Source organism: Reichenbachiella sp. MSK19-1, from assembly GCF_003590315.1.
Classification (GTDB): Bacteria; Bacteroidota; Bacteroidia; order Cytophagales; family Cyclobacteriaceae; genus Reichenbachiella; species Reichenbachiella agariperforans.
This window is the reverse complement of the sequence record NZ_MIER01000002.1, coordinates 738,106-760,759: the sequence shown is the minus strand read 5'-3', so window position 1 is coordinate 760,759 and position 22,654 is coordinate 738,106. Positions and strand designations below refer to the sequence as shown.

Sequence of the window (22,654 nt, the reverse complement as noted above, 5' to 3'; positions counted from 1 at the left end):
TAGACAAGACAAAAAAGCTTAAACCTCATAATTATATCAACAATGAAAAAAGTATTGAAATACCTTGCGATCGTAATAGCCCTGGGCGGGGTTGCCTTTGCGACGAACTTCTTTATCCAATCCAATAGCAAGACTGCAGAAACGTTCGAAACCGAAACCGCCTTTATCGCTACGATTCAAAATGAATCCGTCGCAACTGGAAAAGTCATCCCTGAGCAAGAGGTAGAAATCAAACCCCAACTATCTGGAATCGTCGACAAAGTCTATGTCAAGGAAGGAACGGTCATTAAGACAGGTGAGCTAATCGCTAAAATCAAAGTAGTCCCTAATGAGGCCAGTCTCAATAGTGCTGAAGGTAGAGTCAAAAATGCTCAAATCGTCTTGAAGAATGCCAAAATAGATTTTGAGCGAAATCAAAAACTCTACGAGAAAGGTATCATTGCGGATCAAGCCTACAACGTATCAGAACTCAATCATTCACAAGCCATCCAGGAACTGGAAAATGCCAGAAATGATCTCAAGATCATCAAGGAAGGAACTGCTGGAGGTGGAGCTACCAATACATTGATTCGAGCAACCGTACCGGGTACTATTTTGGAAATCCCTATAGAAGAAGGAGACCAAGTGATCGAAAGCAATAACTTCAATGAAGGAACCACCATCGCAACGATCGCGGATTTAACGAAAATGATTTTTGAGGGGAAAGTAGACGAAGCGGATGTGAGTAAACTCAAAATGGACATGCCTTTGGTTATCAGCCTAGCTGCGATCAAGGACAAGACTTTTGATGCTAAACTCAGGTTTATCGCACCCAAAGGAACCGAAGAATCTGGCACAGTGCAGTTCACGATAGAAGCAGACGTCTTTCTAGACGAAGGGTTCTTCATCCGTGCAGGATACAGTGCGAATGCCACCATGGTACTCGACTCACGAGACAGTGTACTTTCTATCAAAGAGGTGCTCTTACAGTTTGACAAAGAGACCAATGACCCTTATGTAGAAATAGAAACTGCGGATCAGGTATTCGAACGTAAAGACGTAGAACTAGGTCTCTCCGATGGTATCAATGTAGAAATACTCTCAGGTGTAACAGACAAAGACAAAATCAAAGTCTGGAACAAAACCGAACCCGTCAAAAGAGACAGCCAATACGCCAACGATTAAATAGTACACTAAAAGAATTGCAATGAAAATAAGAATCATCATAGCATCACTGGGTCTATTCATCAGTGCTACGAGCTTTGCTCAGGTCAAAAAATGGACCTTAGAAGAGTGCGTCAACTATGCACTAGAGAACAATATATCTATCCAACAAAGCCTGTTAGACGCGCAATCAGCAGAGTATAACAAAAAAGGGGCTGTCGGCAACTTTCTCCCCTCTGTCAATGCGAATGCCAGTCACTCTTGGAACATAGGTTTGAACCAAGACATCACGACGGGTATCTTGGTGAATCAAACCACGCAAAACACAGCTCTGGGCGCATCAGTCGGTGTAGATATTTTCAGGGGGCTCAACAACCTGAATCAACTCCACAAGGCCAACCTTCAGATCCTCGCCAATCAGTACCAAATAGATGGCATGAAGGATGACATCTCTCTGATGGTTGCCAATGCTTTTTTACAGATTTTGTTCAACAAAGAATCTCTAAAAGTAGCTCAGTCGCAGCATCAACTAAATCTCTCTGAGCTGAAACGTACCAGTTCCTTGATAGAGAACGGACAACTACCAGAAGGAGAAATATATGATCTGGAAGCAAATGCAGCCAGTCTAGAACAACAAATCGTCGTGGCACAAAACAATGTCCGCCTATCGACCATTTCTCTTGCGCAGCTTTTGTTAATCTCGGATTACGACAACTTTGAAATCGCATCGGATGATTACGACATCCCAGCCTCTGCCATACTGGACACCAATCCAGGTGAGATATACATGAAGGCACTCCAGATTAGAAACGAAGTGAAAATCTCGGAAACCAATGTAGAGATCGCCGAGAAAGACTATGACTTGTCTGTCGGTGGAGCAATGCCTACACTATCAGCATTTTATAGTTTCAACACCCGAGCAAGCAACAGAGGTATCGTGACAGGTTCTGAAATAGACCCTGACAATCCTACGCAAGTAATCGGACAAGTTCAGAATAGTGGAGATAATGTAGTCGCACCAAACTATAATGTCATTACTGGAAGTGCAGATCCATTGTACGACCAATTCAAGTTCAACAAAGGGCATTCGTTTGGTCTACAACTGAACATACCGATTTTCAACGGATTTAGTAACCATGTCAATATGCAGCGAAACCGTATCAACCTAGAGAAAGCGAAACTTAACCTAGAAAACACGAAAATTGACCTAGAGAGCAACGTATATCAAGCATACAATGACGCTACCGCAGCGGCCAAAGCCTATACCGCTGCAGACAAAACGCAAACAGCTCGCCAACAAGCCTACAACTATGCAGAAGAGCGATATGGTGTAGGCGTGATCAACACGTTTGAATTCACACAGACAAAGCAAGCACTAGAAGCGGCGCAGTCCGAGGTAGTACGTGCCAAATTCGACTATATCTTCAAACTCAAAGTGTTAGAATTTTATTTCGGAATTCCAATCACTGAATAGTCAATATCTATTCGGACAAAAAAGGTACTAGAGGAGCACAAAGCACTTTAGTACCTTTTTTAATATATACACGTTGTATTAGAGCAAGATATCTTTAGGATATTCAATGAAGAGAATTATATTAGAATAGAAAATCGATTATCTCGTATATTCGCCACATATTAAAAATAACATCATAATACACGTGAGAAATTCTCTTTGCATTATCACCTTACTTCTAATTCACTTTGTCTCTTTTGGTCAAAACATCAATCAGGCAGAAGTGGCGCGTATCAACCAAACACTGGAGAAAGGTAGAAATAGCTTTGCACAGGGCAACTACAGCTGGGCACTGAGTCTGGCTCAGCAAGCCGAATCACGTGCGGACAAAATCGAAAACGTGCAACTCTCCTGGGAAGCGCAAAATCTACGTGGCGAGATATACCTCATGCAAAGACAGTATGACAAAACTGTAAACCTGTTCCTAGATATGGCTATATCTGGAGAGAAAAGACAGAATTATTCTATCTCGGCAAACGCATATTTTTCATTAGCCAATACTTTCTCAGCAATTAGTGCCTTTGACAAAGCGACAGAATACTACGAAAAAGCCTATACCCAATTCGAAAAAATAGACTATGAACTAGGGATGATAGAAATATCCCTAGCTGCTGGATACAACCATATTCGTGCCCATCAACTCACCGCCGCTGAAAGTGATTTTAAAAACCTACTAGCACTCGCTCTCAAAGACAGCATTAGCTATTTCGAGTATGAAGCCTATGACGGATTGATTGAAATTTATGATGCATTAGACCAACCACAAAAAGGTAGCGAGTATGCCCTAGCCTATTTTGACCTTATTAAGAGTGAAGGTAACACTCCTACTATTGGACTAGTAGCCTATCACCTATCGATATTTTATGAAAAAATGGGAGAAACTTCTAAAGCAGAAGAATTCTTAGAAGTCGCGATCAAAAGGAATCCAAAGCAAGCCAAAGCATACCGGTCAAAAACCATCAAGTTTAAGCTCCCCTCCAAAACATCGGAAACAGAACTAAACAAGGCACAACTCTATGCACAAAAACTAGAAGCCAATGCGCTAAATAAAATCAAAGCCAAAGAGCAAAAGGAATCCAAATCAGAATCAAGCGTCTTACAAAATGTCCATAAACAGGAAAAACAACAACTCTCAGACCTTGCTCACAACCTATTGTTAGGAACTAAAATTTTAGATCATTCGGCAATCGAAACAGAATACACGCATCAGGACCTACTGATCGCACATCACGAATATGAAAACCGTGAAAGGCAAGCAGAACTAGCTCGCTACAAACTAGAGTCTGAACGAAACCGACTAGCCAAAGAAAATGAAGAAAGTAAAAGAAAAATAGCCGAAGAGGAAAAAGTCATTCTTGAACAGGAGTTAAAAATCCATAGCCAACAACGACTCTATTATGTCACCCTACTCATCGCAGTAGTGATCGTGATTGTCATACTCAGTATAGAGTATGTCAGAGTACGCAAATTGAACAAAATGCTCGCTAAACAGCAAGTGACCATTGCTGAAAGTAACATACAACTAAAAGCAAGTAACAACGACATCAAACGAACCAACAGCTACCTACAGCAGGCACAAGATGACTTGACAAAAGGTTTCCAAAAGGAAAAGAAAATCAGGCAAGAACTCGAGAAAGCTCACCAGGATCTGAAAGAAACACACAACAGCTTGATCCAAGCAGAAAAAATGTCTGCACTCGGTATGCTCACAGCTGGTATCGCTCACGAACTCAAAAACCCAATCAACTTCATCTCCAATGGTGTACTGTTGATAGAAGAAAATGCTGAAGAACTCTTCAAGCATGTCAGTGTACAAAATGAAGAAATCGACGAAATAAGATCTGATATCAAAGAGCTGATCAAGGACACCAAATTCGGTACGACTAGGATTCATGAGATCGTAGAAGGTCTACGCGTCTACTCACGAAAAGACGATGTAACTTTCCAAAAAGCAGATATCGTTCAGGTCATGAACGCTGCCTTACTCATCCTAAAACCCAAGTACAAGCACAAGGCAGAAATCGTTAAGAAGTTCGACGAAAACATACCTGAAATAGATTGTTTCCAAGGAGAAATCAATCAGGTATTTATCAATATCATCGGTAACGGTGTAGATGCACTCGATAAGTATGGCACCATCACCATTACGATCAAGCAAGTGGAGGACACACATGTGAGAATCATTATCCAAGATGACGGTAGCGGTATCCCAGATGACGTAAAAGAGAAGATGTTTAGCCCATTATTCACCACCAAAACACAAAGTGAAGGTACAGGGCTAGGTTTATCCATCACGGCTGATCTGATCAAAAAGCATCATGGAAAGCTTCAGTTAAAAACCAAAGTCGGACTAGGTACAGCCTTCATTATCACCCTACCAATCAGACAACTGATCTAACACAATTTCAGGTTCACAAATAGTCTGTTTATCCGCTAAATATTAGTATCATAAACTTGATAATGAATGCACCTACACCATATATTTGATAGGTGATACCTTCAAAAATAAAAAATGCACTCGAAAGCTCAGAGCTAATCCGTTCTGTCATCAACACCCAAAAAAATGGTCTAAACTGGAGCGAATACAATAGAACCGTATTTACGCATATAGCGAAGAGGATAAACTACAAAGTAACGAGTCAAGTAATCAACAATCCAGTACTGGTAGAAAACCAATGGCTCATAGGAGAAAATGAGCTCAATAGGCTCTTTCATACCGAGTCTCTCAAATCTTTTGAGGATATGATAGACTACCTCAAAAGCATCCCAAAGTATCGTACATTCAACTGGATCAGTGGTAAAACCCTGCAAACCTACTGGACTAAACCCTCTACACCCAAAGATAAAAAACTCAATACCCTCCTATGCTTCTTAGAGGTAGAAATAGAAGAGTGGGATGAATGGAAAAAAGAGCGTTCAGAACTACTTCCACATACCAGTCAAAACCCCAGCCAAGTGTTATTAAAGAAAAATTATCTCGGGAATTACTTCCGGTATTACCAAAAATCCAAATTCGGTGACACCATCGCAAAAGTTCCTTTTCGAATCTACGAAAATAACCTTGGGACCGTGGTAGCCGAGAGCAAAACCATCGGGCACAGTTATAAAAGCAAGCATATCGAAATCAGAGACAGTGCTATCTACATTTTGATGGAGAATCTCAACTGGGACGAAAACGAATACTTGATATTCAACATCGGAATTGCTCCATTCCCCCAGATACTCATGGGGTCATCCTCATCACTCAACAACAAGAAACAAGCCATCTCCAAAAAGAATATTCTACTTCGAGTGGGTGAAAACTTTGACTTTAATGAGATTAGTCACCATGAGATATCCACTCACTCAGACATTGATCCGGAACAAGCAGAAGGGCGTATTTTAGACTATTTTAAACGCAACAAAGACAACTACATATCATCCGAACTAGTGTCTAATCTAGATGATCTTAGATAATATTAAGACTTTATGAATGACGTCTTCACGGCATAATGATGCCTTGTCTTTTGGAATTATCACTAAGCCAAAAAAAGTATTATTGATCAAAGGTAGAATCTCTTCTACCTTTGATCAAAAGAAGTTTATTGTACTTCGAACGTCAGTGTTCGACTATCACTATTGGTATTCTCATTGATTACCTCCCCGATATACTGAATCGCATCTTTCGAGACTAAAGTGGTAGGAATATCAAATGTATAAGCGATGGTATCCGTATCATAGTATTCCGAATATGCCGCATCTGCGAACGTATTGGTCTGCTCTAGTACCAACGTCGTACCTCCATCTACTGACGAATACATGTTGATGGTGGCTATCTCCACATCTGACCAAAAATTAAATGTAAAACTAACCTGTCCACCTACTACAGGAGCATCCCCTACAAAGGTATAATCTGCTGCCACAGGCACAGAACCTAAGCTCTCTTCTATCAACTCATCGATCTTGGCCTCAGGCTTCTCATAACAGGATGTTACCAAAGCCGTCAGTGCCACAGCCATAAGTACGTTATATATCTTTTTCATAATAAATTTCTTTAGTCATTAAATTATTGATCTCTCCACATCTGATCAGCAAACGAATTAAAGGCTGCTGTCACGCTTGCGTTATTTCTACTATACTCATCTGGTGGGTACAATGCACGCTGAGGAAACTCTCCCTCTGGCACCTCGCTATCTTGAATCTCCACAGGGGGAGCCAAAAAATTAGGGTAGACATCAGTATCATAGCCCATTCTTCTCATATCTACCCACGTCTCTGGGCTCAAGAACAATGCTATATACTTCTCCTTCATAATCAACGCCATCGTCAAATTAGCCGCCCCTACAGAGACACTGGCATCCTCCAAATATGATGATCCATCTACTCCAAGTTTTTCCATAGTAGCACTAATCCCTTCGAGGTAAGCACTATAAGCATTCACATTATCATTCTTAATCAAGTATGCTTCTGCTTCAATAAATTTCAACTCTGCATATCCCATCACTGTCACAGGCGCATCCACGGTCGTGTTATACGATGTTTCACTAAGGTTGGTATTACCCAGCTGCGTCCCGTCCAATGACGTCCCTACCAAAGTAGTAAATGATGGATCATTTGGCGTAGTTAACACTCTCAACCTAGGGTCTTCAGTAATCGTAGTAAATGGAAAATTCACTCCATTCATCTCGTCGATAAAATAGGCTCCAGGATAGATCGTTATATTCCCTGTATTGTTAGCCAATACAGGTGTCAAGTGCCATGGATTCTTGTTGACATCATTATAAATCAATTCGAAATCATCATCATTGGAGTCAAAACCACTAGTAATCGCTGACAAAGCCTCGTCAGCGGCTGCTGTCGCACCTTTGTTAGTCAAATGAATTGCATATCTAGCCTTCAAGGAATAAGCCAGCTTAATCCATTTAGCAATATCTCCTTCGTATACTAAATCTTCACTTCCGATTTCAACACCTTCTACTGCAGGAGTAGACAAGTTGACTAATGCACTGGTCAATAGTTCATCAATAGCCACATAAAGATCCTCTTGCGAATCGTAAGCTGGCTGTGGATTTGTAAAACCAGAAAGAGCTTCAGAGTATGGAGCATTCTCCCATGTATCAGTTACCATTCCTACGGTTTGTGCCATCAAAACCTGAGCGACTCCAGCGTAGTGAGGCACCCCTTCTTCAGTAGCTTGTTTGACTACTTGATCCATGTTCAGCAATGACACCAAATACGCTTCTGTCCATGATCCTGGTAGTGAAAATGGCTCATGATCAGAGGCTCCACCACCATACATCTGCTGTGTCACTTGGCTAGTCGTAAAACTAACTTGATACTGCAAACTTGCTGCAGACTCTATACCTACTGGCAGCAAAGATTCTAACGACACTGAAGTTACAGCATTAGGGTTGTCATTGAACCCATTGCCTACAAAATCGTCACAAGCACTTGCACCAAATATGATACAAAGAGCTAGCGCTATATTTTTATATATTTTATTTCTCATCTCAATTAAAATTTAAGATTTAATGTCACCAAATAGCTTTTCGTACCCGGTACAGTCATACCCGTAAAGCCTACTATATTGCTACCCGAACCAAAGTAATTTGACTCTGGATCATATCCTTTGTAAGGAGTATTCACAAAAAGATTATTTCCTGTAAAAGTGATTCTCGCACTCGTCAAGCCTACCTTATTGATCAAAGTAGAAGGAAGCTGATACCCGAGCGTCACTGTCCTCAGGCGTAACCAAGATGCATCCTGCAGCGTATTTTCTCCCACATACGCTAACCAACTCGCTCTGTATGTATTACCGCCATCATCTAATCTTGCTACGATATCATTGTCTTCGTAAACTGGCGACTCTGCTGTACCTACGTTTTTAACTCCAGCAAAAATCACGTCCTCGAACCTTCTCTCGGTATCTTTCCAAATCCCGTTTCTTTGACCATTGATCAGTGCCATATCCATTACATCACCCCCTTTGCGCCATTCAAGCAACGCTGAGAGTGAGATTCCTTTGTAGGAGATACGGTTGTTCCACCCTGCAATAAAATCTGGTATGGCATTCCCGATTTTAGAAATCGCCAATGCACCTGTTTCGGGATCAGTTGCTCTTTGTGGAAAACCATCCGAACCTATAATCACTTGGCCATCTTCGGTTCTTGCCATGGTATTACCATACAAATCACCCACATTTCCTCCTGGTACTAGCTTGTAAATAATTTCCGATTTACCCTCATTGTACACCTCGATTTCGTCTATACCATCAGCGACAGATATCACGGTAGCTTCATTTTTAGACCAGTTCATATTCATATCCCAAGTGAAAGCTGATGTCTTGATGACTTGCGCATTCAACATCAGTTCTATCCCCTTATTTTCTATTTCACCCGCATTAGTGGTATATCTAGACAAACCGGTAGAATTAGACAATGGCACATTCGTAATCATATCCGTACTATTTTGGACATAATATGTTGCATCGAGTGACAATCTGTTATTGATAAAGCGTAGATCTGTACCTATCTCGAAGGACGTAGTAGTCTCTGGTTTTAGGTTTTCATCTCCAGCGACTGAACTCTTTCGGAAGCCATTGGCACCATCAAATGGAAAACCAGAGGCACCACTATAAGTAAAGCCAATGAGATGAGGCGCTGCATCCTTTCCTACCTGAGCCCAACTCGCTCGTACTTTACCATAGCTCAAGATATGATTGCTCGATAAGAACTCACTAAATATCAGTCCTAAATTCACTCCAGGATAAAAATAACTGTTGTTTTCTTCTGACAATGAAGACGAGATATCATTTCTCCCTGTCACTCCGAGATAGACGATTCCTTTATAATTTGCCTTTGCATCAAAGAAAAAACCTACTTGTCTGTATTGGCTCTTGTTATCGCTACCAAAAAGATTAGATGTATTGTCTATATCATTAAAATCAGAGAACAAAAAGCCCTCTCCTCTTCTAGTAGTAGAGCGAGAATTAATATCAACAACCTGCTGCCCTAGCGTCAAACTAGCATTTAAATCTTCTGTGAGATCAACTGTTGCCGTCAACAAAAAGTTAGAATTGATCTCCCGTCTACCGATATTGGCATCTACGATAAAGCCACCGGTCTGTGAAGTCCCATCTAGCCCTGGAGGCATAAATCTATTTCGGTTATCATTGTACTGATCAAGCCCTATCGTATAGTCTGCTGACAACCATGGGGTGATCTTATAGTTGAACCCTACGTTCCCAGATATTCTATTGACATCATCGGTATACTTGGCATACTTCGCTAAGTACAGTGGGTTATCGATGATCCCATCTGAATAATCCTTCATAGAACCATCCGGGTTTATATAATCCGTTACGTCAAAACTGTTGGTCATATAACTCATAGAACTCATGATGGACTTGTCTCCTGAAAGTGCTTTATTTCCTCCAGAATTAGTATAGCTGATTGCAGATCTTATGGTCAATTTATCAGAAGCAGTAATATCACCCCTCAATCTAAAAGTAGTTCTAGCCCAGTCACTTTCAGGTGTGATACCCGACTGATCTAGACGTCCTATAGATGTAAAAAAGCGAGCCTGCTCCGTACCACCCTGTGCACTGATATTGTACTCCTGACGTCTTCCAGTCTCAAAGAAGTTTTCGATGTTATCATATATTTCTGTTCCTTCTCTAACTTTTGGTCCCTGAGTCTGAAACCTCAATGGAGAACCATCGCTATTAAATCTCAATCGTCCATATCGACCTTCTCTATACTTCTCTTGTAATTCTGGACGGTTACCCAATACATCCCATCCTTGAGTTGCACTGAAATTAACAACTGTTTTCCCTGCTTTACCCGATTTAGTCGTGATGATAATAGCACCGTTCGCAGCTCTCACTCCATAGAGGGCTGCTGCTGCTGCACCTTTGAGTACATTGAGTGATTCTATATCGTTAGGATTGATATCAGCCATTCTGTTCGTGCTTGACCCCTGCTCTGCAGAGTTAGCTGCATTACTACCAGACGATGGCAATATATCAGGTACATCCGTCGCATTGCTCATAACGATCCCATCTACTACGATCAATGGTTGGTTGTTGGCGCTAGGGTTTAATGAAGTAATTCCTCGAATAATAATACTCGATCCACTTCCCGGCTGTCCACTCGAGCTATTGATCTGTACCCCAGCTACCCGTCCTTGTAGTGCATTCACTATATTGGTCTGCTGCGACTCCATCAATTCTTTTGAGTCCAACTGTTGAACAGCATACCCCAGAGCCTTCTTCTTTTGTTCTACGCCAAAAGCTGTCACCACGACTTCATCTAGGCTCTTTACGTCAGTTACCATAGTAATATCTACTACAGAACGACCACCAACCTCTACAGATTGATTTTCATATCCGATAAAAGAAAATATAAGAGAAGGACTGTCTCCATCTACACTTATCTTATACTCTCCGTTCAAATCAGTAATAGTACCCTGAGTGGTACCTGCTATCACAACACTCACTCCTGGAAGTGGGTCATTCAGTTCGCCGAATACTTTCCCGCTAACGGTCTGCTGAGCATACGCTCCCGAGACCACCACCGCGAAAAACAGCGTTAATAAAGTAAAAACTCTTAACATAGGTAAAACGTTTTTTGGTTCTAGAAAATTTCAATTAATCAATTTTACCCAAGTCAATCTCTATAAAAAAACGGTCAACAATGATAAATAAGAACACTTAAAACATTGATTAACAGTATTATAAAAAGGTCATATATTTGACCACTCTAATATCAATGGTCAAGTGTAAGAAATAAGAATTATCACCCCATAGTTACCACAGTGTCAAATGCCATAACACAGGCTTTACAATGGGTTAATCACTGAAAAAACAAGTGTTTTCACCAACCACTTAAATATCAGTCATTTGTTAACCTGAGTTCGATTACAACATTCATTAAACCCTTGTCGGAAATGCATCAATCATACTTTGTCTTCAAGCCAGATAGACCATACCTCCGGTAGATAAATAGCCCCCTCTTCTTTCATTGTCAATGAAAGAAGAGGGGGCTAGAGAACCTATAAACGTGCTACCGTGTAAACAGTATGATTTTCAAACCGCTTGAATAAAGTATATAGAGCATGATTCATTTTTAATCGAACTCAGGTTATTAGAATCAAAGGCTAAACGATAACGACCGAGATGAGAATTCACGACTCAAAAAATAGATTAAGAAACACCAGACTCTAAAAGGGTCAACGTATGGTTAGAAGCATCCAACTCTACCTCTATCCCAAAAGGAAGGGTAGCATTATCTGCAATATGACCAAAAGGCAATCCATACATTACAGGTATTCCTAGATCTTCGAGTCTATCCTCTAGCACCTCTCTGAGAGATATAGAGCTAGGATAGCTCTGATCCTCTTCTTCATAGTCACAGTCATTGAAGATACCCAAAGCAATACCCCTCACCTTTTCTAATTTCCCTGACTGTAACAGCTGAGTTAGCATACGGTCTACTCGATAAGAGGACTCTCCGATCTCTTCTATGAATACAATCTTGTCAGTGAAATCAATGTCATGGGGTGTACCTATCAAAGAAACGACTAAGCTAAGGTTACCACCAATCAACTTGCCTCTAGCACTACCCGGTGTAATCGTATAAGTATCATAAGTAGCTCCTTTCTCTTCCCAAGTCTTCGGTCGAGCGATCACAGTCCCTTTCGTCTTGTTCATCAACACCTCATTGAAGCCATCTGTAGTAAAGTCCGTAAAATTAGATGCACCAACAGGACCATGAAAACAAACTAATCCCGTCTGCTGATAAATACCATAAAGTAAGGCTGTGATATCACTATACCCGATCAGCACCTTGGGATTCGCCTTGATGATCGAATAGTCTATCTCGCTCAACAAGCGTCCCGTACCATAGCCTCCACGTGCACAGACGATCCCATCGACCTGGTCGTTGGCAAACATCGCATGTATATCTGCCAAACGTTGCTCATCCGTCCCAGCCAAAAACCCTCTCTTTACTCGAATGTTATCAGAATAGACAGCTTTAAAACCCAGTCGATCAATATTCTCCAGGGTCTTTTCGAAAGCAGATCGGCTCACGGCACTTGCAGGGGTGATTAAACCTATCGTATCTCCTAGTTTCAGCACCTTGGGCTTGATCACCTCGGTAGAAGCGATGGCCCTATGATTCGAGGAAAAAGCCTGCTGGATTCCCAGTGCTCCCATGGCTACAGTAAGACTGGATTTTTGAATGAAATTTCTTCTTTTCATGGTATGATGATTTAACTGTTAATTATTTATGCTGTCTTCATGCGTTCTAACAACAAGAGTAATCAAGTCATTGAAATCATAAAAATGAAAAGAAAAAACACTAACCAACAACTAACAAGCTGTAAAAGAGAATATTAAAAAAGTCAAACCAAAAAACTACTTCACTTCAAATCTTGAAGTCTCAGAAATAGTGTTTCCAGCTTTATCAACCCCTTCTATCTGAATTTCAAAGATTCCTGTCACATTGGAGGTAAAAAACTCTACCGTCGCATTGGAGCTATCTGTATAGATCAAAGGGTTCCAATATAACATATCATTAAACATTGGCGCTTTCTCAGTAGGCAAAGCAGTGGTCACTATCTCTGACTCAGGTTGTACCTCAGATAGACTCAGTGATTCTCCTACTGGCTCGGTATCGCCACCGTCCTGCTCATAGGTAACTATCGAAATAATCCCATCGAACATCACATCCCCTATAAAGAAGCGTTTGTTCATCACATCGATTCTTTCCACCAAATAAGGCGAAAGCTTGAGAACGTCTTCTGCAGTAGAAAATGCTCCGTCCAGCAGCACCATCGTCTCTACGTCCAATTTATCAGAAAATGGGAGATCAACTATTCGCATGTTAAATGCGAACTTGTTTTCATTTTTACTCACCCCCACCTGGTATACTAGTTCGATGAACGTATCACGCATCGAAGGAAAACGTGTATAGTCTGCTAACACGTAAGAAATCATTTCATCTACTACAGGGTATGGTCGGGTGGCCGATGGCACAGTATCCACCACATAGTAAGCATTTTCGATTTGATTGGCGATAGACCGCTGTGCCACCTGCTCAATACGTATCGTATCGAAAACCAGTGGCATAACTGACAAGGGAGCATAAGCTTCATTGTACTCTTGATAAATCGTAGCTTGATAATCACCCGTTGGATCATTAAGTACTCTCACCACTCCTTTTTCATTAGCGAAACCGGGATTATACTTCAAGAAAAATACACCTGAGTCTGATACTGAAGTAGCATCTATCTCCATATCCGAAGACTGAAACGACAGAGCTACATTAACGTTTTTGTCTACCAGTTTGCTACTAGATGTCACGACTCCTTGCACGACACCAGACCTATACTCTGGCAGATACTTGACCATTTGGATAGAGTCACTTTCAATATCTACGGATCGAGACAACCACATCATTCTATCAAGCAAATCACCCGATAGCGCATCCGAAGACAAGGATAAACCCCGATACTTCATCGGAACTATTCGGTATGCTGCACTAGACTCGGGCTGGTCATAGCCATATACTTTTTTTACTGATACGGACAGCGTACTGCCTACTGGATAGTCTAATACTCTAGTCACCTTCTCTTTTTTTGACATCTGTGGGAGTACTACTTGACTAATCGCTTCTCGCTTTCCATTCCAGAAAACGCGCGTATTCTGAACAGCACCGCCCACCAAGAGTTTGACAGTCAGCTTGCCTGCTGTCAAGTCTGCTGATACCAAGAGGGTATTAGTATTGAGCGTGGTTGGCATACCCTGTATCTTTCCAGTCTGATCCCAAATCTCCAAGTATCCCAACTGGTTGCTCAAATCTGAAGTACTGGTCACCTGTACTTGATAATCCCCAGTCAAAGGATCTCTTTCAACACTCAAGCCTGTACACGAATTACATGGCTTAGGTAAATCAATGAACCGAAAAGCGGATTCTGTTTCTATAGCCAGTTGGTAGTCAACTACAGACATGGCATCAAGCGTCACTTCTGCAAAACCATAAGCATCCCACTCCACATCAACCACCTTCTCTCCCCCCTTAGCAAGGATACGTGCTTTGGGCTGCTGGGCTCTACCATATTGATCTTTGATATGAAGTAGCACATTTGCTTCTTTCCCCTGAGGCCAAAATCCTCCTTCAACCTCAAAATTCACATCATAGATTACTTCTTCTTCATAGACTCCATTTTGATAGGTCTTGTATGGATTCACAATCGTCACGGACTGACTGTAGTAGGAATTAAAATTCCGCATCCATCGCGTATAAGCGACCAATTGATAGCGACCCGTCACTAAATCCGTAGAGAGGAAAATTTTACCAGCTCCTCTTCCTTGCTTCTGGGCTATTTTCGTCTGATGTACGGGGTTTCCTTCCTCATCCAATAACTCCACATACAGCAATGAACTCAACCCAGACAATTGTCCCGTCACTTGGCTCGTAGTGTACGATGAAAAGTACAATGCCTCACCTACGATTAGATCCGTGGCATTGAGATGAAGATAAACCCGCTCTTCTATATTTTGCTGAGCATATCCTGTCAGGCTAATGCATAATAGCAAAAGGTATGTTAAAATTCTCTTCATTGATCCCAAAAATCTGGTTTATCCAAAGTCCCGTGTTTACGGCAATCACTACAAGTACTCGTTATAATAATAGCAGTGTCTGGCGATGGATAAGTCAACTGATACACCTCATAAGAAAAACCCAGTCCAGAGTATTTTGGAAGTTCTTCCACAGCTACCGAATCAGCTACCCGATCATAGATACAATTGTATGACTGAATCGGCGAAAAACCCTGATCTCTAAATGACCCTGCTCGAAATACTCGGGAATCGGTACTCACACCGGCTACTTCGAAATAGCCTAAAATTGGGTAAGACGCATCACTCACATGACTCATATTGCCTAACACTGTACCTTTTTGTTTGTCAAAAAAGCTACCTGCCGATTCATTGTTTTCCTTCAAATTCTTATAGTACTGATAGGCTCCTGGAGTGATAGAAAACTGATCCACAATGAGCGAGAAAGTATAACGTAGTTGAGCCTCATTATCCTCGATGTAAACGATAGGGAATTCTGACAATCTATTTTCCACTTGCCCACTGGTCGTCTCAGCTATCAGCTCATTTGACTCCAAAAACCTATAACATGTACCAATATATGTTTCACGAAGTTCCAATACTTCCTCTGCCGCTAACCATTCATAACTTGAAGGATAGGGCACCTTCACCTCATAGTCCTCTCTATACTCATACCGATAGCTAGAGAATTCCTCTGAATTGTTATGATTATCCACCATGAATTGAACTCCTTTTAATTGACCCTCGTCTACTTGCGAATTCTGTTCTAGATACCTACCATAAATACTATCGATAGGCACTGGGCTAGGCAAAAACTCTTCACTTGACACAAAGCGATTGCCATCATTCAACTCTACATGCAAGATATAGCTATGTCCAGGCACTCCTGCATATTCCAAATCTGACTCGTACACTCCAGCCTCTACTTCTGTATATGCGTACTGCATCCCTCCAACTTCTTCCACTGATACCGTGGCACCCGACACGTTCGTTGCCTGCTCACCATCTAGCGCATACGATATACTCAATCTCACCGTATGATGCTCGGAAACATTCGTAAGTACAGCATCTACTACCATCACTTCATCTGTCTCTCTCACTTCGAAATCATAAGGTTCGACGCAGGCATCAAAACCGAGCAGAATTAGCGCGATATACAATAGTCTCTTCATGATCTTAGAAAGTAAAATTATAAGTAATCGTAGGAATCGGAGATGGAAAAACCGTCATCTTATAGCCCTTGACCTCTCCATCTTCTACTCTAAAGAAAGTAGAATAAACATTGTCACGACCTAGGAGGTTGTACACCGAAAATGACCAATAGGAATGTGCCAGTTTCTTAATTTTATGATTGCCTTCTATATTAATTCCCAGATCCACACGGAAGTAGTCTGGTATTCTGTACGAGTTTCGATCAGAATACAAGAGGTTTTCAGAACCTTGAAAGGTGTATTTCCCTGTAGGGTAAGTCGTCGGCACTCCCGTCGCGTAGACGAAGTTGACCGTCATCGTCAGTCTACGGGTAAATTTATAATTCGTCACAGAGTTAAGATAATGCGGTTTGTCATACCCTGTCGGAAAGAACTCTCCACCATTGATAATCTCATCTGGAAAATCCCCATCAAGCTGGATCAACGATCGCGAATAGGTGTAATTAATCCAGCCCGTCAGCCAACCCGAGCTCTTTTTGAGTGACAACTCTATACCATAAGACTTACCTGTGCCTTGCAATAGGTCTGTCTCTATATGTTTATTGAACTGTAAATCCGCTCCTACTTTAAAATCCAATAGGTTCTGAATATGCTTATAATATACCTCTGCGGACATCTCTAGTGCATGTTTTCCATAGATATTGCGATAGTAACCTAGAGAAACCTGATCTGATATCTGTGGTTTGATATAAGGACCTGACAACCGCCACATATCAGTCGGAGCAATAGACGAAGAGTTGAGCAACAGATGGATATTCTGGCGGGTACGGTTATAACTCGCCTTGACTGAACTCGTCTCTGTCAATGAATACCTAGACGATAATCTATACTCCGGTCCTATATAGGTCTTCACGATTTCATTCTTTCCATACGTATCAGTACCAATGACATAATTCTGATCGATGGGTTGATTCGGTGCGTACTCATTCACCTCTCCAGGGCCTAATACAGCGAACATTGACAACCGAATCCCTCCCTCTACAGACAGCTTATCTGTGGGGCTATAAAGTGCAGAGGCATAAGGAGCCAGTTCTACACCTTGCTCATCAGGAACTCGATCTTTGTCTACTAGCGACTCGCTACCAGTGGGAGATTTGATACCTGGTGTCACAGAAGTATGCTTGACCTGCATCCCGAATTTATAATTCAATTTTTCGTTGACATAGTAGTCAAACTTAGCTGACAAGTGGTTTTCCTTTACCCCATAATCAATACGAAACGCCTGCGTCGGCAATACATCGTACCCAATATCGTAATCATACTGCGTCATCCCTGCCTGAAAATCCGCCTGCAACTTATCATTGAATACATGACGCCAGTTGGCAGTCAACAGCTTGTTAGAATAGGAAAAATCCGTGTAGGACAAAAGCGTATCTGAGGACAGTTGAAATCTATCCTTGCTATAATATCCACTAACTGAGACCGAGTTTTTATCATTGATCTCATAGTCCAGTTTTCCTACCAGGTCATAGAAAGACACATCATTATTCTTCAGTGGGGAGTTCTTGATTTTGTTGAGTACATAGTCCGAATAGGTTGCTCGCCCTCCTACCATGAAGGTCGGGCCATTTTTGAAGGTTGGACCTTCTACCATGAGTTTAGAAGTCACAGGTCCTATTCCTCCCGAACCAGAGTATTTTTCCTTGTTCGGCTCTTTTGATTTGATATCAAATACGGAAGAAAGTCTACCTCCATACTCCGCAGGAATTGCACTCTTGTACAAATTCATCCCTGAGAGGGCATCTGCATTGAAGACCGAGAAGAACCCAAAAAAGTGATTGGTATTATATACAGGCGTACCATCGAACAAAAACAAGTTCTGATCTGCTTTACCTCCCCGTATATTTATACCCGCCGAGCCTTCACCCAAAAACTGCACACCAGCTGTCGTAGTAGCGACTCTAACCAAATCCTTCTCTCCTAGCAGCGCAGGTACGATTTTCATATTCTCTGGACTGATTTTAGTCAATCCCATCTGAGGACTCTTCGTATTGGCCTCCCGTTCGGCACTGACCACCACCGAATTAAGTGCAATCACATCTACGGCCATATCCACATCCAGTCGTCCATCCGAATACATCATTAAACGTCTATGCGTATTTTTCATATTCACAGACTGAATAAGCAAAGTACGTTTACCATTCGGTACATTGAGTGAATAAAAGCCTTCTGCGTCTGTAGTCGTCCCAATGAATGGACTCTCTATATAGACATAAGCATCCTGTACCGGTGTACCATTACCAGACTCTCTCACATACCCTGCCAGCGTACAACGTTTACCTTTTTCGTACAATTTTCTATTCCCTACGTCTAATAGAGTCTCCTCTAGACTCAAGTCCTGACCAGACTGCTCGCGACTAAACACAACGTCCTCATCCTCTGGCACTACTTCTTGTTTGGAATTGATAGACTGTACAAAAACAGGTTCTGTGACAATCTCTTGATTGTTGAGCAACACGATCTGGTTGCCCATGACATAAAAAGTAAGAACAGTATTAACCAACACTTGATCCAACTGTGGAACAATTGGCTGACTGTAATCTACCTTAGAACTCACATAGATACCGTTCAGCCACTCGCTACGATAGGAAAATTCATAATCAGTGTGCGACGCTATCTCGGCTAATACCATATCCAGTCTTACAGAGTCCGGAGTTTGTGCTGCGCCTAACTGTGCAACTGCCAGAAAGAGGATTAATATCAAGTATCTCATAAGGCAGGCATGAATTTTTCACAAAATTGGAGTACATACACAAATCCCGATTCGTTATGACGGTTTAGGTTCGTTATACCTTGACTTCTGATATAAGATTTGATTTCCTTTTTATGGTCTGGAAACAATTCGTAAAAGGTCTTTCTTCCTCTGTACTTATAATAAACACTACCCAGTTGCAAGTACAACACTTCCTGAGTCTCATACTCTATTCCTTGAGACGCAACTCGTTTAATTTTTATTCGCTTTACCAAAGCACGGGCTTGCCCCCCTTCATAAAGCAATTCATAAAAACCACCCGGAAGAATCTCATTAGCATCTAGCCGAATAAATTCTGCTCCGTGAATACTAAAAGAACCGATTGCTTGCTGATTAGGTTTGAGAGGTTGATAACTAGATCGATAAATCCCACTATTCTCGACGATAAGAATATCCTCGTAGGTATTGTACAACATACGGATATCTTGAAAGAACTCATCTGATATATGCACGCTCCCCTCCTCCCAGACAGGGCTCAAAAAGAACTGGTGCTCTTTAATGCTTTGAGGTTGAATATGATAATAAGCACCAACGGCAATGGGTGTATTTTTGAGCGCTATAGTTTCTTGATACCAAGCTTCTAAATCTCCACCTAGGTCTAAAATAGACACATCTACTTGCGCATGCAAGCCATTAGATAGAAGCATCTCCAACGAGAGAAAGACACCATACAATATTCTTTTAAACATGCTGTGTTTTATTCAAAATTGAAATCAAATTTCAATGAATAGAGGGATGCGTAAGTTATGAAATATATGATATGGGTCAAGTAGATTTCTAATTTTAACAACATAAAATTAGAAGATCTCACTACGAATGAGCGAATCATTGAAAATCAATCTAACAAAAAGGTGTTTTGCTAAGAATTAACACTCTCCCTACATGAGTTGTTTAGTGCATCCGATCAGACCGCACCTCCAGTTTTTGAATAATTTCGGCTTCTTTCTCCAGAATCTCAGCCCATCGTGTCATCGTATATTCCTCCCCTTTATATTTTTTGGCTAGATCCAAAAAGGTATGATAATGACCTGCCTCGGAGATCATCAGTTCATAGTAAAACTTGGATAGGTCTTCATCTCCTATATTCTTCCACAACAGCTTGAACCGCTCACAGCTACGAGCTTCGATCAGGGCGTTGAGCAGGAGCTTTTCTACCAGCTGTTCGTCTCTGCTGCCTCCGCTTTTCGAAATCTTGCTAATGGCTGCCACATACTCGTCGTTTCTTTTCCGTCCCAACGTGATCCCTCGGGCTTTCATCTTTTCTAGCACACGCTCGAAATGCCCCCACTCCTCAGCAACCAAATCCGTCATCACTTCCACCAGTTCTGTACGCTCAGGATAGGTCACGATCAATGATATGCCAGACGAAGCAGCCTTTTGCTCACAGTAGGCGTGATCAATCAATATCTCAGCAAGATTCATTTCGGATACGTTGGCCCATCGTGGGTCAGTTGGTAGGTTGAGTCCTAAAGTTGTCTTGTCCATACAGATAGTGGGATATAGGGTTGCTCTCTAAGTTAAGGTGTATTGTGTATTGTGTATTGTGTATTGTGTATTGTGTATTGTGTATTGTGTATTGTGTATTGTGTATTGTGTTAATCAAAAAACATCCAGCGTACGCCTAAATCTATGGCTCTACGCTGACCGGGGTAATATGGAGAAGTGAAATACCCCGAATCTCTGGCTTGATTCAAATAGATCCAGTTGAAGAAGAAAGTTAGGTCATTGGCCTTCATCACAAAAAATAAATCCGCTGTAAAGTATGACGGCATCTCAAAATCGTCTTGCAAGAAAAACTGCTGGGTGATCGGGTCATAAGCCTTCGCAAAATAGGCCGACTGCCATCTTAGATCAAACCCTATTTCAAACTGCATGAAGTCATTGAAGACAATATTCTCATAATACACTTTCCCAAAATAGTTCCAATCGGGCATCCGCATCGCATTCGCTCCGTCGCCCGATACATTATTCCAGACCAGACGGTTGTCTAGATGAATATGCTTCCACAGCGTAAGGTTTGCCTTGGCGGTATACTTATTGATAAATATAGGGCTACTGGACTGATTGGGCATCTTGTCATAATCAAAATACACATACTCATCCACCGTGCTGATATCAACCGACGGCTCCAGGTACAAAAACGGCAGTGCGTAGAACAGTGATCCCTGAATACTATTCGCTAACGTAGAATTAAAACTGTTACTCCATTCGTAGTGATTACCAAAATACCGCTCCGTCATGAATGCTGGTTCATACAAACTACTCGTATAACTGGCGCGCAAGAAATTGTTCTCGAAGAAGCCTTTGAAATAATAGTTCCCTTCATCCATTGCCTCTATCTCACCTCCTACCAAGTATTTATCCGTGAGATGAATTTTCATATCCCCACCTAGATAGTTTTCATACTCTCCCGTAAAGGGCTCGATATAGCGATACTTGAAACTCATATCTCGACGCTTGACATAGGCAGAATAAAATATCCGGTCAGCTACTCTTCCTTTGATTCCCGCTTCGATCTTGGTCTCTATCATATTAGAAGCATCCTCAGTAGAGTCTGTCCGAATCAGAATTTGATCATAGTATCCGTCAGTAATAGATTGGGTCAGTGGAGTGTCTGTGTATTGATTATTGGTATTGGTTCGCTCTATAGTATTGTACAGCTCAAAAAATGGCTTGAGAGAATACTGATGGTACAAAAACAAACGTCCACGTTTGTCAAAGCTTTGTGAGTTCTGTAGGTAGATATTGGCATCCTGATACTCATAGTACTCCTTCACAGGCGTATCCTCAGTAATCCCTCCTGTCTCTAGGATCACCTGATCGTTGGTATAGGCATGAAACATAGCGTGGTACTTTCTATTCTTGCTGCGGTAGAAAGCATAAAAATCTGCGGCGGTTGATTTGACTTGGTTTTCACGAATGGACGAAGTGCCTATTTGCTTCTCCGAAGACACATGGTAGATATCGAACCCTACATTCCACTGAGGGTTAATATTTCTAGAAAAACTAAAATCCACCATAGAGCGCCCCTTACCTCCTATGGCAACATGGAGATTAATAAACGGGGACTTACTATCATAGTATTTGAAATCCTCCACCTTCTTAACGTAGGGCTCAAAGGCAGAAAATCCAGTTGTACTCCCGATCGTAGTAGGGATCTGATAGTAGACTGGCTTTAGTGCCGTACCATTGTTGCCTAGGGACTGATAGTCTATGACCGAAGTACGGTGCAGCTCGAAGTTTTCCATATTATGAATCGAACTATCCATGATATGGTAAAGTGTATCACTGTGTTTGAGATCACCGATCGTGATATATCGTGTAGAAGTCGGCCCATACACCAGCTTGGTCGAGTCATCGATGATTTGAGCCATCGCACCCCACGAGATGATGCTTAACAATAAGAATAATGAGATTTTCTTGGCTGCCACTCC

At 41.5% G+C, this 22,654-nt stretch carries 14 protein-coding genes; 4 read left to right on the top strand and 10 right to left on the bottom strand.

All coding sequences use genetic code 11. The features are described from left to right. Positions 1-42: 42 nt before the first annotated feature. The 4 genes from BGP76_RS03320 to BGP76_RS03305 all read left to right on the top strand — a co-directional run bounded on the left by BGP76_RS03320 (position 43) and on the right by BGP76_RS03305 (position 6,112). Positions 43-1,164, top strand: a complete 1,122-nt coding sequence (locus BGP76_RS03320) for an efflux RND transporter periplasmic adaptor subunit (protein ID WP_073119322.1) — start codon at positions 43-45, stop codon at positions 1,162-1,164. Between the two features lie 22 nt (positions 1,165-1,186). Further along, positions 1,187-2,617: a TolC family protein gene (locus BGP76_RS03315; protein WP_119843590.1), complete on the top strand. Its 1,431-nt coding sequence runs from the start codon at positions 1,187-1,189 to the stop codon at positions 2,615-2,617. Between the two features lie 184 nt (positions 2,618-2,801). Further along, on the top strand, positions 2,802-5,054 hold the full coding sequence (locus BGP76_RS03310; RefSeq protein ID WP_147407362.1) for an ATP-binding protein: 2,253 nt from the start codon (positions 2,802-2,804) through the stop codon (positions 5,052-5,054). 92 nt (positions 5,055-5,146) lie between these two features. Next, positions 5,147-6,112: a hypothetical protein gene (locus BGP76_RS03305; protein WP_119843588.1), complete on the top strand. Its 966-nt coding sequence runs from the start codon at positions 5,147-5,149 to the stop codon at positions 6,110-6,112. Positions 6,113-6,237: 125 nt separating this feature from the next. On the opposite strand, the gene BGP76_RS03300 is transcribed toward BGP76_RS03305, so the two are convergent. The 10 genes from BGP76_RS03300 to BGP76_RS03255 all read right to left on the bottom strand — a co-directional run bounded on the left by BGP76_RS03300 (position 6,238) and on the right by BGP76_RS03255 (position 22,651). After that, complete coding sequence (locus BGP76_RS03300; RefSeq protein ID WP_073119331.1) at positions 6,238-6,678, bottom strand: hypothetical protein; 441 nt, start codon at positions 6,676-6,678, stop codon at positions 6,238-6,240. A 23-nt stretch (positions 6,679-6,701) separates the two neighbouring features. Next, positions 6,702-8,144: a SusD/RagB family nutrient-binding outer membrane lipoprotein gene (locus BGP76_RS03295; protein ID WP_119843587.1), complete on the bottom strand. Its 1,443-nt coding sequence runs from the start codon at positions 8,142-8,144 to the stop codon at positions 6,702-6,704. Between the two features lie 5 nt (positions 8,145-8,149). Next, positions 8,150-11,248 (bottom strand): SusC/RagA family TonB-linked outer membrane protein, encoded by a 3,099-nt coding sequence (locus BGP76_RS03290; RefSeq protein WP_119843586.1) that lies wholly within the window; start codon positions 11,246-11,248, stop codon positions 8,150-8,152. A 589-nt stretch (positions 11,249-11,837) separates the two neighbouring features. Continuing rightward, positions 11,838-12,896: an LD-carboxypeptidase gene (locus tag BGP76_RS03285; RefSeq protein ID WP_119843585.1), complete on the bottom strand. Its 1,059-nt coding sequence runs from the start codon at positions 12,894-12,896 to the stop codon at positions 11,838-11,840. Positions 12,897-13,052: 156 nt separating this feature from the next. Next, positions 13,053-15,260: a hypothetical protein gene (locus BGP76_RS03280; protein WP_119843584.1), complete on the bottom strand. Its 2,208-nt coding sequence runs from the start codon at positions 15,258-15,260 to the stop codon at positions 13,053-13,055. Further along, on the bottom strand, positions 15,257-16,429 hold the full coding sequence (locus tag BGP76_RS03275; protein ID WP_119843583.1) for a DUF4249 domain-containing protein: 1,173 nt from the start codon (positions 16,427-16,429) through the stop codon (positions 15,257-15,259). Before BGP76_RS03275 ends, BGP76_RS03280 begins: the two co-directional genes overlap by 4 nt. 4 nt (positions 16,430-16,433) lie before the next feature. Further along, positions 16,434-19,181: a carboxypeptidase-like regulatory domain-containing protein gene (locus tag BGP76_RS03270; protein ID WP_119843582.1), complete on the bottom strand. Its 2,748-nt coding sequence runs from the start codon at positions 19,179-19,181 to the stop codon at positions 16,434-16,436. Beyond that, on the bottom strand, positions 19,178-19,909 hold the full coding sequence (locus BGP76_RS03265) for a hypothetical protein (protein WP_119843581.1): 732 nt from the start codon (positions 19,907-19,909) through the stop codon (positions 19,178-19,180). Before BGP76_RS03265 ends, BGP76_RS03270 begins: the two co-directional genes overlap by 4 nt. Positions 19,910-20,111: 202 nt before the next feature. Continuing rightward, positions 20,112-20,705, bottom strand: coding sequence for a tRNA-(ms[2]io[6]A)-hydroxylase (locus tag BGP76_RS03260; protein WP_119843580.1), 594 nt, complete (start codon positions 20,703-20,705; stop codon positions 20,112-20,114). Positions 20,706-20,815: 110 nt separating this feature from the next. Beyond that, the gene (locus BGP76_RS03255; protein WP_147407361.1) at positions 20,816-22,651 is read right to left on the bottom strand and encodes a putative porin; all 1,836 of its coding nucleotides are present in this window, start codon (positions 22,649-22,651) and stop codon (positions 20,816-20,818) included. Between the last annotated feature and the right edge of the window lie 3 nt (positions 22,652-22,654).